14 protein-coding genes are annotated in these 14,312 nt (G+C 35.6%); 4 read left to right on the top strand and 10 right to left on the bottom strand.

What is annotated here, in order from left to right; translation table 11 throughout:
- Window positions 1–37: 37 nt before the first annotated feature.
- The 3 genes from mnmA to Q5N69_RS07060 form a co-directional block, all read right to left on the bottom strand.
- A complete protein-coding gene (gene mnmA, locus Q5N69_RS07070; RefSeq protein WP_304368246.1) occupies window positions 38–1,159 on the bottom strand; it encodes a tRNA 2-thiouridine(34) synthase MnmA in 1,122 nt (373 codons plus the stop codon).
- A gap of 96 nt (window positions 1,160–1,255) precedes the next feature.
- On the bottom strand, window positions 1,256–1,744 hold the full coding sequence (locus Q5N69_RS07065; protein ID WP_304368163.1) for an NUDIX hydrolase: 489 nt from the start codon (window positions 1,742–1,744) through the stop codon (window positions 1,256–1,258).
- Between the two features lie 25 nt (window positions 1,745–1,769).
- Complete coding sequence (locus Q5N69_RS07060; protein WP_304368161.1) at window positions 1,770–2,480, bottom strand: pseudouridine synthase; 711 nt, start codon at window positions 2,478–2,480, stop codon at window positions 1,770–1,772.
- A gap of 152 nt (window positions 2,481–2,632) precedes the next feature.
- On the opposite strand from Q5N69_RS07060, the gene Q5N69_RS07055 reads away from it, so the two are divergent.
- Window positions 2,633–4,852 (top strand): NADP-dependent isocitrate dehydrogenase, encoded by a 2,220-nt coding sequence (locus tag Q5N69_RS07055; protein WP_304368160.1) that lies wholly within the window; start codon window positions 2,633–2,635, stop codon window positions 4,850–4,852.
- A gap of 406 nt (window positions 4,853–5,258) precedes the next feature.
- Here Q5N69_RS07055 and cspD read toward each other — a convergent pair whose 3' ends face one another.
- Complete coding sequence (cspD, locus tag Q5N69_RS07050) at window positions 5,259–5,483, bottom strand: cold shock domain-containing protein CspD (RefSeq protein ID WP_304368159.1); 225 nt, start codon at window positions 5,481–5,483, stop codon at window positions 5,259–5,261.
- 215 nt (window positions 5,484–5,698) lie between these two features.
- On the opposite strand from cspD, the gene clpS reads away from it, so the two are divergent.
- Together clpS and clpA are read left to right on the top strand one after the other, a co-directional pair.
- On the top strand, window positions 5,699–6,019 hold the full coding sequence (gene clpS / locus Q5N69_RS07045; protein WP_304368157.1) for an ATP-dependent Clp protease adapter ClpS: 321 nt from the start codon (window positions 5,699–5,701) through the stop codon (window positions 6,017–6,019).
- Between the two features lie 30 nt (window positions 6,020–6,049).
- Window positions 6,050–8,308, top strand: a complete 2,259-nt coding sequence (gene clpA / locus Q5N69_RS07040; protein WP_304368156.1) for an ATP-dependent Clp protease ATP-binding subunit ClpA — start codon at window positions 6,050–6,052, stop codon at window positions 8,306–8,308.
- 122 nt (window positions 8,309–8,430) lie between these two features.
- Here the strand turns inward: clpA and infA are convergent, their stop codons facing one another.
- The 6 genes from infA to ald form a co-directional block, all read right to left on the bottom strand.
- The gene (gene infA, locus Q5N69_RS07035) at window positions 8,431–8,649 is read right to left on the bottom strand and encodes a translation initiation factor IF-1 (RefSeq protein WP_011043571.1); all 219 of its coding nucleotides are present in this window, start codon (window positions 8,647–8,649) and stop codon (window positions 8,431–8,433) included.
- Window positions 8,650–8,778: 129 nt separating this feature from the next.
- Window positions 8,779–9,480, bottom strand: coding sequence for an arginyltransferase (locus Q5N69_RS07030; RefSeq protein ID WP_304368152.1), 702 nt, complete (start codon window positions 9,478–9,480; stop codon window positions 8,779–8,781).
- 18 nt (window positions 9,481–9,498) lie between these two features.
- On the bottom strand, window positions 9,499–10,203 hold the full coding sequence (gene aat / locus Q5N69_RS07025) for a leucyl/phenylalanyl-tRNA--protein transferase (RefSeq protein ID WP_304368151.1): 705 nt from the start codon (window positions 10,201–10,203) through the stop codon (window positions 9,499–9,501).
- Window positions 10,204–10,243: 40 nt separating this feature from the next.
- Entirely contained in the window at window positions 10,244–11,200 is a 957-nt protein-coding gene (trxB, locus tag Q5N69_RS07020; protein WP_304368150.1) for a thioredoxin-disulfide reductase, read from the bottom strand.
- A gap of 339 nt (window positions 11,201–11,539) precedes the next feature.
- A complete protein-coding gene (locus Q5N69_RS07015; RefSeq protein ID WP_304368149.1) occupies window positions 11,540–12,379 on the bottom strand; it encodes an isopenicillin N synthase family oxygenase in 840 nt (279 codons plus the stop codon).
- Between the two features lie 171 nt (window positions 12,380–12,550).
- On the bottom strand, window positions 12,551–13,672 hold the full coding sequence (ald, locus tag Q5N69_RS07010) for an alanine dehydrogenase (RefSeq protein ID WP_304368148.1): 1,122 nt from the start codon (window positions 13,670–13,672) through the stop codon (window positions 12,551–12,553).
- A gap of 131 nt (window positions 13,673–13,803) precedes the next feature.
- Between ald and lrp the strand changes: the two genes are divergently transcribed.
- Window positions 13,804–14,289 (top strand): leucine-responsive transcriptional regulator Lrp, encoded by a 486-nt coding sequence (gene lrp, locus Q5N69_RS07005; RefSeq protein WP_304368245.1) that lies wholly within the window; start codon window positions 13,804–13,806, stop codon window positions 14,287–14,289.
- Window positions 14,290–14,312 lie beyond the last annotated feature (23 nt).

Raw genomic sequence — 14,312 nt, 5'->3', positions numbered from 1 at the left:
ATTCTATACTTTCTCTAGTGAGTCTTTTAAAAAGCCATTAACGAATAAGAGTATTTATGATACCGCCACCTAGGCAGACTTCACCTTGGTAAAATACAACCGATTGTCCCGGGGTCACTGAGCTTTGTTGCTCATCAAACATAACTAGGTATTCACCGTTAGCCATAGGAGATAAGTTACAAGCTACATCATCTTGGCGATAACGAGTTTTAACTGTACATTTAATCGGATCGGTTAATTCGTTTCTATTAACCAGATGTAATTGGTTGCCAATTAAACCTTTTGAAAATAGGCGAGGGTGGTTATGTCCTTGGCCAGCAATCAATACATTACGTATTAAGTCTTTTTCAACAACATACCAAGGCTCTTCACCTGAGTTAGCTAATCCACCAATGCGTAAACCTTTGCGTTGTCCTAATGTGTGATACATCAAGCCATCGTGTTTACCAATAACTTCACCTTCAGCTGATTCTATATTACCTGGTTGAGCAGGTAAGTATTGAGCTAGGAAGTCTTTAAATTTACGTTCACCAATAAAACAGATGCCTGTGCTATCTTTTTTATTGTGAGTAATTAAATCAGCTTGTTCAGCTATTTCGCGTACTTTAGGCTTTTCAATATTACCTACAGGAAATAACGTTCTACCTACTTGTTCATGACTTAAGGTATATAAAAAGTAGCTTTGATCTTTGTTATCGTCTAAACCACGCAACATTGCCCATTTACCGTCTTGATATGCGCGTTGCACATAATGACCTGTCGCAATGTAGTCAGCATCTAAATCTTCGCAAGCGAATTCTAAAAATGCTTTAAATTTGATTTCTTTGTTACACATAATATCTGGGTTAGGCGTTCTTCCTGCTTTATATTCGGCAAGAAAATACTCAAAAACATTGTCCCAGTATTCTGTGGCGAAATTAATGGTATGAAGTTTTATACCTAATTTATCGCAAACAGCTTTCGCATCTTCTAAATCTTGAGCAGCAGCACAATACTCTTCAGTATCGTCTTCTTCCCAATTTTTCATGAATAAACCTTCAACCTGATAACCTTCCTGTTGCAATAAATAAGCTGAAACTGAAGAATCAACACCACCAGACATACCAACAATAACCTTGGTTTTTGAAGGCGGTTTGGTAGACAGATCTATATTATTCAATGGAGGTGTTTGTGTTGTAGAGTTTGTAGTCATCAAAAATAAAATCGTAGAAAATAAGGCGCGCAATTATAGCATGTGTACATTTGAGTAAACAGACTAAATATTACTTTTTAATGTGGATAACGGTATTTTTTGCCCTAGTTTTTTATGTAATAAGTAGTCTTCAATACATTCTAAAACCATTGGACTTCTAAGCTCAGCTGTTCTGGCTTTTATCTCTTGGTAAGTAAACCAGTGAGTGGCAAGTATTTCTTCATCTTGAGGAATACCTTGGCTAAGGCTATTAACTTCAATCACAAAACAAAAACGCATAAAATAAAGTTTCAGTTCAGGTCTGTGATAGTAATAAATACCATTTAAATATTGCGGTGAAAGAGCAAGACCTGTTTCTTCTAATATTTCCCTTTCAGTTGCAGCTATTAAATTTTCACCTGACTCAATATGACCTGCAGGTTGATTAAACACATTTTTACCATTTTCTAATTCTTCAACCAGCAGGTATTTATTTTCACATACAATAACAGCTGCAACAGTTGTATTAGGTTTGAATTGATCGTCACCATGATTATTTATTACAGAATTCATTGCATATACCTTTTGTTAGGCAAATTTAAATTAAGCTAAATTCGCCATTCTTTATGTTATTGATATTATATTCCCCAATAGAGTAACGAATAAGTCGTAAAGTAGGAAAGCCTATATGGGCTGTCATTCTGCGTACTTGGCGATTTCTACCTTCTTTTATTGAGATACTTAACCATGTTGTAGCAATGTTTTTGCGTTCTCTTATCGGTGGGTTTCTTGGCCAAATATCAGGTTCTTTAATTACTGAAACCTTTGCAGGCAAGGTTAAACCATCTTTTAGATTTACACCTTTTTCAAGCATTAATAAATCAGCTTCTAATGGTATTCCTTCTACTTGAACCCAATAAGTTTTCTCTGTTTTTTGTTTTGGGTTCGCGAGTTTATGTTGTAATTTACCATCGTTAGTTAGTAGTAATAATCCTTCGCTATCTCGGTCAAGCCTGCCTGCAGCATAAACGTTTTTAACATTAATATAGTCAGCTAATGTTTTACGTTTTTGATCATCTGTAAATTGACTGAGTACATCAAAGGGTTTGTTAAAAAGCACTATTTTGCGTTCAGCCGCCGTTAGCGTTTTAACTGGTTGCTTAGTTGCTTTATTTTGGGACCATTTACCTTGATATTTTGCGTTTTTATTATTTTTATTGGTTTCATTAGTATGAGACTTACGCGGATTTTTTCTTTTATTAGCACTAGGTTGGCTAGTTCTATTTGTTAGTTTTATGGGGTCATTCACGTAATTAATCTCGAATATTTAATTTATGATAGCGATAGCTATATTAAAGTATTTTTAAATCCGATAAAATGTTTGTAATTATTTTAAACGTGAAATGACTCATTTGATTTTCAAATGTTGTTATTTCAAGTCAATCTCGACTAGGACATTCAATGACTAAATCTAAGATTATTTATACTATTACTGACGAAGCTCCTGCTTTAGCAACGTATTCATTACTACCAATTATTCAATCTTTCACTGCATCTTCGAATATTGATGTTGAAACTCGTGATATTTCTTTAGCAGCTCGTATTATTGCTAATTTATCTGATTTCTTACCTGAAGAGCAAAAAGCACCTGATGCATTAGCTGAATTAGGTGAGTTAGCCAAGACTCCTGAAGCTAACATCATTAAATTACCAAATATCTCAGCGTCTATTCCACAGTTACAAGCAGCAATCAAAGAGCTTCAAGCTAAAGGTTATGCTTTACCTGAATTCCCAGAAGATGCAAAAACAGATGAAGAAAAAGCGGTTAAAGCTGCTTACGCTAAAGTATTAGGTTCAGCAGTAAACCCGGTATTACGTGAAGGTAACTCAGATCGTCGTGCTCCTGGTTCTGTTAAACAGTTTGCTAAAAAGAACCCTCATCGTATGGGCGCTTGGGCAAAAGATTCAAAATCACACGTTGCACATATGACTGATGGTGATTTTTACGGTAGCGAAAAATCAGTTACTGTTGCTGAAGCAACAGATGTTAAAATTGAATTTTTTGGTAAAGATGGTTCTGTTAACGTATTAAAAGCTTCTACTCCATTATTAGCTGGCGAAATTATTGATTCTTCAGTAATGAGTTCAAAAGCATTACAAGCATTTTTAGCAGAGCAAATTGCTGACGCTAAAGCACAAGACGTTCTATTTTCACTACATTTAAAAGCAACTATGATGAAGGTTTCTGACCCGATCATGTTTGGTCAATGTGTATCTGTATTCTACAAAGACGTTTTTGCAAAACATGCTGCAACATTTGCTGAGTTAGGTGTTGATGTAAATAATGGTATTGGCGATGTTTACGCAAAAATTAAATCTTTAGACGAAGCTAAACAAGCTGAAATCAAAGCTGACCTTGATGCTGTTTATGTTGATGCTCCTGCGATGGCGATGGTTGATTCTGATAAAGGTATTACTAACCTACACGTACCAAGCGATGTGATCATCGATGCTTCAATGCCAGCAATGATCCGTGGCGGTGGTAAAATGTGGAATGCTGCAGGTAAAGAACAAGATACTAAAGCAGTAATTCCAGATCGTTGTTATGCAACGTTATACCAAGAAACAATTGCTTTCTGTAAAGAAAACGGCGCGTTTGACGTGACAACTATGGGTACAGTACCTAACGTTGGTTTAATGGCGCAAAAAGCTGAAGAATACGGTTCACACGATAAAACTTTCCAAATGACTGGTGCTGGTGTTGTTAAAGTAACTGACGCTGCGGGTACTGTTCTTATGGAACAAAACGTTGAAGCTGACGATATCTTCCGCATGTGTCAAGCGAAAGACTTACCAATTCAAGATTGGGTTAAGCTTGCTGTTAACCGTTCACGTTTATCAAATACACCAGCTATTTTCTGGTTAGATGAGAACCGTGCTCACGATGCTGAAATGATTAAGAAAGTTAATACTTATTTAGCTGACCACGATACAACTGGTTTAGATATTCAAATTTTATCACCAGATGAAGCAACTAGAGTTACATTAAAGCGTTGTAAAGAAGGTCTTGATACTATTTCAGTAACAGGTAACGTTTTACGTGATTACTTAACTGATTTATTCCCAATTTTAGAATTAGGTACATCAGCTAAAATGCTTTCAATCGTTCCATTAATGAACGGTGGTGGTTTATTTGAAACAGGTGCTGGTGGTTCTGCTCCTAAGCATGTTCAACAGTTTGAAAAAGAAAACTACTTACGTTGGGATTCACTAGGTGAGTTTTTAGCATTAGCAGCTTCTTTAGAGCATTTAGCGCAAACTACTGATAACGCTAAAGCACAAGTACTTGCTGATACTTTAGATTCTGCAACAGCTAAATTTTTAGCTGAAAACAAATCTCCAGCTCGTAAGCTAGCGCAAATTGATAACCGTGGTTCACACTTCTACTTAGGTTTATATTGGGCACAAGCACTTGCTGCGCAATCAGACAATGCTGAATTAAAAGCAGAGTTTACTCCTATTGCTGCTCAGTTAACTGAACAAGAAGTAACTATTGTTAAAGAGCTTAACGGTGCTCAAGGTCCAGCACAAGATATCGGTGGTTATTACTACGCTGATGTGGAATTAGCTTCTAAAGCAATGCGTCCGAGTGCAACATTAAACGCTATACTTTCTGCATAATAGCTGTTTAAAATACATACTAAAAAGCTGAGTGTAAACTCAGCTTTTTTTTGCCTGAAATATAGAAATTAATTGAGCCACATTAACAAACTGCTTAAATATAACTGCTGATTAATCCCTTTAATAATCTTTCTAAGATGAAATCACGATCCAGTAAAGTCAAATATTATTGTGGGTGGGTCGATACAGGCCCTTATTAATACTTTTCAAAAGTACGTTACTCTTAAATTATTATTTAAATAGGCAAGAATTATTCAAGGAGGAGTGTTAGTTAATGTGCTTTTTGATTTTTTGGAGATTTAAACAATGTTATATGAAGTTTAGTTATCTTAATAATAAACTTTTGGATAGAGAAAAGTCAGGAGGAATAAAACCTAACCCTTAAAGGCCTTATTCCCCCTATAACTTAATCTTCAGTAGGTTCGATATCTGTTGGGGTAATACTTGCTGCATGATGGCCTTTAGGCCCTGCGTCTATTTCATAATTAACGTCTTGTCCCGCTTTTAACGTGCGGTAACCTTCCATCTGAATAGTCGAATAATGAGCAAATATATCTTCGCCACCTTCTTCGGGGCGGATAAAACCAAAACCTTTAGCGTTGTTAAACCATTTAACTGTACCCTGAGCCATACTTCTACATCCTTTTTTTAAAAATCAACTAGGTATATACTTGTCTTTCTTAAGCACCTTAAAAATTAAGCTGTGATTAAATTACCATCACACTTAAATCCTAGAATACTTTGATTATTAGTCAAGTTAAATTTCACTATTTTTTAACATGATTAAACATTAAAATAGTATTAAAAATTGCAGCAAAATTATTATCTACAGGCTAGTATATAAATATGAGTAAATGGAAAGAGCTTACGGACAACCAAGAGCTACTTGAAGAAATTATTGAAATTGATAATGTTAAACCTCCGATGTATAACGTTATATTGTTAAATGATGATTATACGCCTATGGACTTTGTGGTAGAGGTATTACGACTCTTTTTTAATATGGACTCAGATCGAGCTACAGATATCATGCTTGATATACATTATAAAGGTAAGGGGAGTTGTGGCACATTTACTGCAGAAATTGCAGAGACCAAAGTAAGCCAAGTTAGTAGTTATGCTAAAGAACACCAGCACCCATTAAAGTGCACAATGGAAAAAGTGTAATGCAGTATGTTTTTGACAGTGGAGTAAAGTATGCTAAATAAAGATTTAGAAAGTTCATTAAACTTAGCTTTTCGTCAAGCTAAAGATTCTCGTCACGAATTTATGACGGTAGAGCATTTATTACTCGCATTATTAGATAATCCTGCCTCAATAGAAGCTCTTACAGCTTGTGGCGCGGATATTTCCCAATTAAGTAAGGAATTACTTAGTTTTATAGGAGAAACAACTCCTGTCATTCCTGAAAGTGAATTAGAAAGAGAAACACAACCAACATTAGGATTTCAACGCGTGTTACAACGTGCTGTTTTTCATGTGCAATCTTCAGGTAAAAGCGAAGTTAATGGCGCTAATGTACTTGTGGCTATTTTCAGTGAGCAAGAATCCCAAGCAGCCTATTTTCTTAAAAAATTAGATGTGACTCGCTTAGATATCGTTAATTTTATTTCTCATGGTATTTCTAAAATTGAAAGTAATGAACCTTTGCATTCAGCAGAAGATGTTGATCAAAAGGTTGAAGAAGAAGCACGTACGATTGATAACTTTGCCGTTAACCTTAACGAAGAAGCCTTAAAAGGCAATATTGATCCGCTTATCGGCAGAACTGATGAATTAGAGCGAACACTTCAAGTGTTAAGTCGTCGTCGTAAAAATAACCCGTTGTATGTTGGGGAAGCAGGTGTTGGTAAAACGGCAATAGCTGAAGGTTTAGCTAATTTAATTATTTCAGACAAATCACCAGAATTTTTGGCTGATGCAACCATCTATTCGTTAGACATGGGCGCATTGTTAGCAGGAACAAAATATCGTGGTGATTTCGAGAAAAGATTTAAAGCTGTTTTAAAAGAACTTGAAACAGACACAAACGCCATTTTATTTATTGATGAAATTCATACAATAATTGGTGCTGGTGCTGCTTCAGGCGGAATGATGGATGCTTCTAACTTACTTAAGCCGTTATTGTCTTCAGGTAAATTACGTTGTATTGGCTCTACTACTTATCAAGAATATAACAGCATATTTGAGAAAGACCGTGCTTTAGCTAGACGCTTCCAAAAGATTGATGTTGCTGAACCAAGTATTGATGACACAACTAAAATCCTACAAGGTTTGAAAGAGAAGTATGAAACACATCACGGTATTCGTTATACCAATAAAGCGTTAAAAGCTGCGGCTCAACTATCTGCTAAATATATTAACGAACGTTTCTTACCTGACAAAGCTATAGATGTTATTGATGAGGCAGGTGCGAAACAACAGCTTGTTGCTGCATCTAAACGTAAGAAGATCATCAACAACACAGATATTGAGACGATTGTTGCTAAAATGGCTCGTATTCCAGAGAAGTCAGTATCTTCAACGGAAACTAACAGCCTTAAAACCTTAGATAGAAACCTGAAAATGGTGGTGTTTGGACAAGATCATGCTATTGATGAACTTACATCAGTTATTCGTTTATCTCGTGCTGGTTTAGGCAATGAAGAAAAACCAATCGGTTCATTCTTATTTGCTGGGCCGACAGGTGTTGGTAAAACAGAAGTTACACAACAGCTAGCGAAAACTTTAGGTGTTGAATTACTCCGTTACGACATGTCTGAGTATATGGAGAAACATGCTGTAAGTAGGCTTATAGGTGCTCCTCCAGGGTATGTAGGTTATGAACAAGGTGGTTTGTTAACTGATGCGGTTCTTAAACATCCACACTCAGTGGTTTTACTTGATGAAATTGAAAAAGCACATCCAGATGTGTTCAATATACTTTTACAAGTAATGGACCACGGCACATTAACTGATAATAATGGCCGTAAAGCTGACTTTAGAAACGTTATTATTGTATTAACAACTAACGCGGGTGTTACTGAAACAACGAAGCAATCTATTGGTTTCAAACAACAAGATACGAGTTTAAATGCTATGGAAGAGATTAATAAAGTGTTCTCTCCAGAGTTTCGCAACCGCTTAGATAATATTGTTTGGTTTAACCATTTAAGCACTGAGATAATTCATCAAGTTGTTGACAAGTTTATTGTTGAACTTCAAGCGCAATTAGATGAGAAAGGTGTATCTTTAGAGCTTTCAAAAGCAGCCAAAGATTGGTTAGCTGAAAAAGGTTACGATAAGAATATGGGAGCAAGACCTATGGCTAGATTGATTCAAGAACATTTGAAGAAAAACTTAGCAAACGAGTTATTGTTTGGTGATCTAACTCATGGTGGCGTTGCTAAAGTTGATGTGAAGAAAGACAAACTTGTTATTCAGTGTGAATCAAAGAAAGAGCTAGTAGAGCATTAGTTGATATTAGCCGCTATATTTAACCATCTAATAATCATTTAATAGATGGTTGAATATTAAATAGCAGACAAATAAAAGCCCAGTTGTAATCAACTGGGCTTTTTAATTGTATTATAAAGTTATTATCTTGCGCGGAAGATAATACGACCTTTAGATAAATCGTATGGAGTTAACTCAACAGTAACTTTATCACCCGTTAATATACGGATATAATTTTTTCTCATTTTACCTGAAATGTGTGCAGTAACAACATGACCATTTTCAAGTTCAACGCGGAACATAGTATTTGGCAATGTGTCTAAAACAGTGCCTTGCATTTCAATATTTTCTTCTTTCGCCATTGGGCGTAAAACCTCTAAAGTTGATCTACCGTCAATTGCAATGTGTATAATTCGAAACGGTTTAATTAATGATGTATAAAAAGCTGCGCAGATGATGCCGAATTGAGCGCCTAAAGTAAAGTAAATGTGCTATTTATTTGTTGTAATCCATCTATTTTCTATTAATTCTTGGTATGGATAATACTTATTTTTATAATTCATTTTCTGACAGCTATCAATTTGATAACCTAAATATAAATATTCTTTCTTGTGAAGTTTAGTTAATTCTATTTGATTAAGTATCGAAAACACACCTAAGCCTTTTGTTCGGTAATCAGGATGATAGAAAGTATAAACTGCGGAAAGGGCATCTACTAATACATCTGTAACTGCTACTGAAATTAATGTATCTCCATCCCAAGTTTCAATAAATAATTGTTCAGAAACGTTACTTTTAGAAAACGTTTCATATTGCGCAATATTAGCAGGAAACATGCTGCCATCATGGTGAATAGTATTAATATAGTTTTCGTATAACTCGTAATAACTCTCTTTGGATTCTTTTGATATTTTTAATACATAGTCTTTATTTTTTTTGAGTAAGCGCCTTTGGCTTTTCGATAGAGTAAATAGTTCAGGGATCACTCGAATAGATTTACATGCTTTACAATCTATACAATGAGGTCGATAAATTTGATCTCCACTTCGTCTAAAACCATTCGCCATCAGCCATGAATACTGCTCTGTATTATGTAATCGTTCATCTACAGCAACGAGTAAGCGCTCTTCTTGATCAGGTAAATAGTTACAGGTAAAAGGTTGGGTGACTCCAAACTGGTAATCATTAGACATAGAATAAACTTAGTTCAGTTATTTAATTTCTTTTGGTAGCCAAAAGTCTTTAGGGATGGTCATTGATAAATGCTTTTTCTGCAACGCAATAAAATAGTCTCGTGAAACTTCAGTACACCCCATATCTTCTAAAAATGGATTTAGCATCTGGCAATCTATCATGGTTATATTAACACTTTCTAAGTACTGTGCTAAGGCTACAAGAGCTATTTTAGAGGCATTACTTACTTTGTAGAACATAGACTCGCCTGAGAAATATCCACTCACTGCTACGCCATACAAGCCGCCAACTAATTCATCATTTTGCCATACTTCAATACTGTGAGCATGACCTTGTTGATGTAATTGTTTATAAGCTTTGATCATGTCAGAGACAATCCAAGTATCTTCTTTTCTAAAAGGTGCATCTGCACAAAGGCTTATCACATCATCAAATGCTTTATTGATTGATACAGTGAAGTTCTTCTGTTTTAAAACTTTTCTTAGGGTTCTATTTATTTTGATCGATGAAGTAGTAATGATAGCTCTAGGGTCAGGGCTCCACCACATAATAGGATCTTCATCTGAATACCAAGGAAAAGCACCATGACGATAAGCGCTACATAAACGCTCAACACTTAAGTCGCCACCTACAGCAAGTAAACCATTAGGTTCTGTTAAGGCATTTTCTAGAGGAGGGAATACCAAACTCTCGTTGCTCAATAATTCAAGAGTTTGATTCATTTTACTAGACTTATCGTTATTAAATTAGGAATGTTAAAAATTAAGAGTTTTTAGCATCTAAATAACGCTCTGCATCTAATGCAGCCATACAGCCAGCACCAGCAGAAGTGATCGCTTGACGGTAAATATGGTCAGCTACATCACCTGCAGCAAATACACCTTCAACACTTGTTTGTGTTGCATTACCAGCTGTACCACTTTGAATCGTTAAGTAACCATCTTTCATGTCTAATTGATCTTTAAATATATCGGTATTTGGCTTATGACCAATAGCAATGAAAGTACCCATTACTTCTAGGTCTTCGGTTTTATCAGACTTAGTATCTTTTAAGCGAATACCTGTTACACCCATATCATTACCTAAAACTTCGTCTAAGGTGCGATCTAAATGTAGGATGATTTTACCTTCTTCAACTTTTTTATATAAACGGTCAGCAAGAATTTTTTCAGAGCGGAAAGTGTCACGTCTGTGCACTAAATGAACTTCTGAAGCTATGTTAGCTAAGTATAAAGCTTCTTCAACGGCAGTATTACCACCACCAACAACAGCAACTTTTTGGTTACGGTAAAAGAAACCATCACAAGTAGCACATGCTGAAACACCTTTACCCATGAAAGCTTCTTCAGAAGGTAAACCTAAATATTGAGCTGAAGCTCCAGTACAGATAATTAGTGCGTCACAAGTGTATGAACCTACATCACCTTTTAATTTGAAAGGACGTTCGCTGAAATCAACTTCACTGATGTGATCAAATACTATTTCAGTATCAAATTTTTCAGCATGTTTTTGCATACGTTCCATAAGTGCAGGACCTGTTAAGTCATCAGCATCACCTGGCCAGTTTTCAACTTCAGTTGTTGTAGTTAATTGTCCACCTTGTTGCATACCAGTGATCATTACAGGGTTTAAGTTTGCTCGTGCCGCATATACTGCAGCAGTGTAGCCAGCAGGTCCTGAACCTAGGATAAGTAATGGACAATGTCTGGTTTCGCTCATGGTGTACTCCAAAAAATTGATAAAGGTAAAGAGAAAGATAAATATAAGATATTAATTGGGAGTTTAAGCAAAGATCACAAGAGGGTAAATTACTTTTTTGATAAATAAATCTTATAAGTGCAAGCTTATGTGTACAGAGATGACGTAAGCTTGCTAAACCCATTAATAAATTAACCTACTTTATAGACAGAATAAAGGATTAAAAATAACGCATTTATTTTGATAACTATTTGTTCTAATTATTAAATGTGAAACGATATGATCCCTCATTCAAACAAGAATAAATGTTTAATGGGTTATTGAAATTGCTATAACCCATTATTTGCCGTAAAAAAATAACTATTTAACACCTAGCTCTTTTAGTCTTTCTAAAAGGTAACTTCTTTGAGTATGTCGTTCAGATAGAACAACTTCACTGCGAGGATGTAGGAATAATGGCAACGATATTCTAGACTTTTCACTTGCCTTGCCAGAAGGATTAATAACACGATGACTGGTTGAAGGAAAATATCCCCCCGAGGCTTCTTGTAACATATCGCCAATATTAATAATTAAGCTACCAAAATCAGAAGGTACGTCAACCCATGAACCATCTTGTTTTTGTACTTGAAGTCCTGGTTCATTCGCTGCAGGTAATATGGTTAACAAATTAATGTCTTCATGAGCAGCGGCTCTTACAGCTCCAGGTTCTTCATCACCGCTAAGTGGCGGATAATGTAAAATTCTTAATAAGGTATTTGGCGTATCTTTAATCATATTAGACAGCTTTTCTGAATACTTTGACGAAACATTTTCTGGGCCGTATTTTTCTACCCAATCAAGTAATTCAGCGGCAAGTTCAGAAGCGTTGTCATAATAAGTGAGAATTTCTTTTTTTAGTTGCTCAGGAATTCGTCCCCAAGGATAAACGTGGAAATATTCCTTTATGTCTTTTTTCGCATGGCCTTTAGCTGTTTCTGATATTTCAGTTGAAAAGTACCCATCTTGTTTTTCTGGGTCAAAACTTAATTCACGCTTTTCTTCAGTGCTAAAGTATTCATACCAATTTTTATAAATAGACTCTACAAGCTCTTGCTGAATTGGGTGATTTATTAATACACCAAAACCAGTTTCTCTTAAGCTTTGAACAAATAATTTTCCAGCATCTTTATCTTGATAATCGACAACCTGAATTTGCATGATTAATTTCCTCTATAATATTTTCATGATTATTGGAATATAACACAACCTAACCATATGGTCAGCTTTAAGCTATGGATAAAAAAAACCTCTGTCAGAAATATAACAGAGGTTTTCAAATAATATTAAATTGCACCAACTATTAGTGCTATCTAATTTATCATTATTTTACTATAAAGATGCAATTGCTTCTTCAGGAGCTACGTAGTCATAACCTAATACATCAGCAACTGGCTTGTAAGTGATTTTTCCACCTAAAACGTTTAAGCCATTCATAAGATGAACATCATCAAGCATTGCTTGTTTAGCACCTTTATTCGCTAAAGTTACAGCGAATGGCATAGTTGCGTTAGTTAACGCCATTGTTGAAGTACGTGCTACGCCACCAGGCATGTTCGCTACACAGTAATGTACAACATCGTCAACAACATAAGTTGGATCTTGGTGAGTTGTTGCTTTAGACGTTTCAAAACAACCGCCTTGGTCAATCGCAACATCTACAACTACAGCGCCTTTCTTCATCATTTTGATGTGTTCAGCAGTGACTAGTTTAGGAGCAGCAGCACCAGGGATTAATACAGCACCAATAACTAAGTCAGCTTCTACAATTAATTGATCCATAGCGTCAGCAGTTGAATAAACAGTTTTTAAACGACCATCAAATTCAACATCAAGTTGACGTAAACGAGGAAGTGAACGGTCAAGAATTGTAACATCAGCACCCATACCAACAGCCATACGAGCTGCTTGAGTACCAACAACACCACCACCAACGATTAATACTTTTGCAGGAGCAACACCAGGTACACCACCTAATAAAGCACCTAAACCACCTTGAGCTTTTTCAAGTGCGTGAGCACCAGCTTGAATAGACATACGACCAGCTACTTCAGACATAGGTGCTAATAATGGTAAACCACCAGCAGCAGCAGTAACTGTTTCGTAAGCAATACAAGTTGCGCCAGAGGCAACAAGTAATTCAGTTTGCTTTGGATCTGGTGCTAAATGTAAATAAGTAAATAATACTTGGCCAGCGCGAAGCATTTTACATTCATTTGGTTGAGGTTCTTTTACTTTGATAATCATATCAGCCGTTGCAAAAATCTCTTCAGCAGTATCGATTATTTTTGCACCAGCAGCTACGTACTGATCGTTTTCAAAGCCAATTGCTGCGCCGCCATTGTTTTCAACAATAACTTCGTGGCCATTTACAGTTAATTCTTTAACACCTGCTGGAGTAAGGCCAATACGGTATTCGTGGTTTTTTATTTCTTTTGGTACACCGATGATCATAATTGTTTTCTCTGTTTTTTGTGAGTGTTTTATTTAAAGCTAGTATAGTTGTGTTTTACTGGATTAACCTGTCGTTATTTTGTTAATATCAGATTATTATTCTGTATGGGTTTTACTTTTTAGATAAAAATATTGTGAGAGGTGTTTGGGTGCGAAAGCTAGATAGGATTGATAAAAATATTTTGTATGAACTACAAAAAAATGGAAGATTATCAAATATTGATTTATCTAAACAAGTAGGGCTAAGTCCAACTCCTTGTTTAGAAAGAGTTAAGCGATTAGAGGCTGATAAATTTATTCTTGGGTATAATGCAAAGTTAAATGCACAATATTTAGATGCTGCTTTATTAGTGTTTGTAGAAATTACTTTGACTAAAACCAGCCCTGATGTGTTTGATGACTTTTCTAAAGCCGTGCAAACATTAGATGTGATACAAGAGTGCCATCTGGTGTCTGGTAACTTCGACTTTTTACTTAAAACTAGAGTAAAAGATATGTCAGCATATCGCGATTTACTCGGTGAAACATTACTAAGGTTACCTTCTGTAAGTGAAAGTCGTAGTTATGTGGTTATGGAAGAAGTAAAAGCTAACAATGTGTTACCAATTAAACGCTAAAAAAATGTTAATATGGCCAATAT

Origin of the sequence: Pseudocolwellia sp. AS88, from assembly GCF_030551755.1 — a bacterium.
Taxonomy (GTDB): Bacteria; Pseudomonadota; Gammaproteobacteria; order Enterobacterales; family Alteromonadaceae; genus Pseudocolwellia.
Note: the sequence above shows the minus strand (reverse complement) of the source record. Positions and strands in the feature narration are given on the sequence as shown.

Coding starts and splice junctions, on each gene's coding strand:
- Q5N69_RS07065 (WP_304368163.1), bottom strand. CDS start 1,744: ATGAATTCTGTAATAAATAATCATGGTGACGATCAATTCAAACCTAAT.
- Q5N69_RS07055 (WP_304368160.1), top strand. CDS start 2,633: ATGACTAAATCTAAGATTATTTATACTATTACTGACGAAGCTCCTGCT.
- cspD (WP_304368159.1), bottom strand. CDS start 5,483: ATGGCTCAGGGTACAGTTAAATGGTTTAACAACGCTAAAGGTTTTGGT.
- clpS (WP_304368157.1), top strand. CDS start 5,699: ATGAGTAAATGGAAAGAGCTTACGGACAACCAAGAGCTACTTGAAGAA.
- clpA (WP_304368156.1), top strand. CDS start 6,050: ATGCTAAATAAAGATTTAGAAAGTTCATTAAACTTAGCTTTTCGTCAA.
- infA (WP_011043571.1), bottom strand. CDS start 8,649: ATGGCGAAAGAAGAAAATATTGAAATGCAAGGCACTGTTTTAGACACA.
- Q5N69_RS07030 (WP_304368152.1), bottom strand. CDS start 9,480: ATGTCTAATGATTACCAGTTTGGAGTCACCCAACCTTTTACCTGTAAC.
- aat (WP_304368151.1), bottom strand. CDS start 10,203: ATGAATCAAACTCTTGAATTATTGAGCAACGAGAGTTTGGTATTCCCT.
- trxB (WP_304368150.1), bottom strand. CDS start 11,200: ATGAGCGAAACCAGACATTGTCCATTACTTATCCTAGGTTCAGGACCT.
- Q5N69_RS07015 (WP_304368149.1), bottom strand. CDS start 12,379: ATGCAAATTCAGGTTGTCGATTATCAAGATAAAGATGCTGGAAAATTA.
- ald (WP_304368148.1), bottom strand. CDS start 13,672: ATGATCATCGGTGTACCAAAAGAAATAAAAAACCACGAATACCGTATT.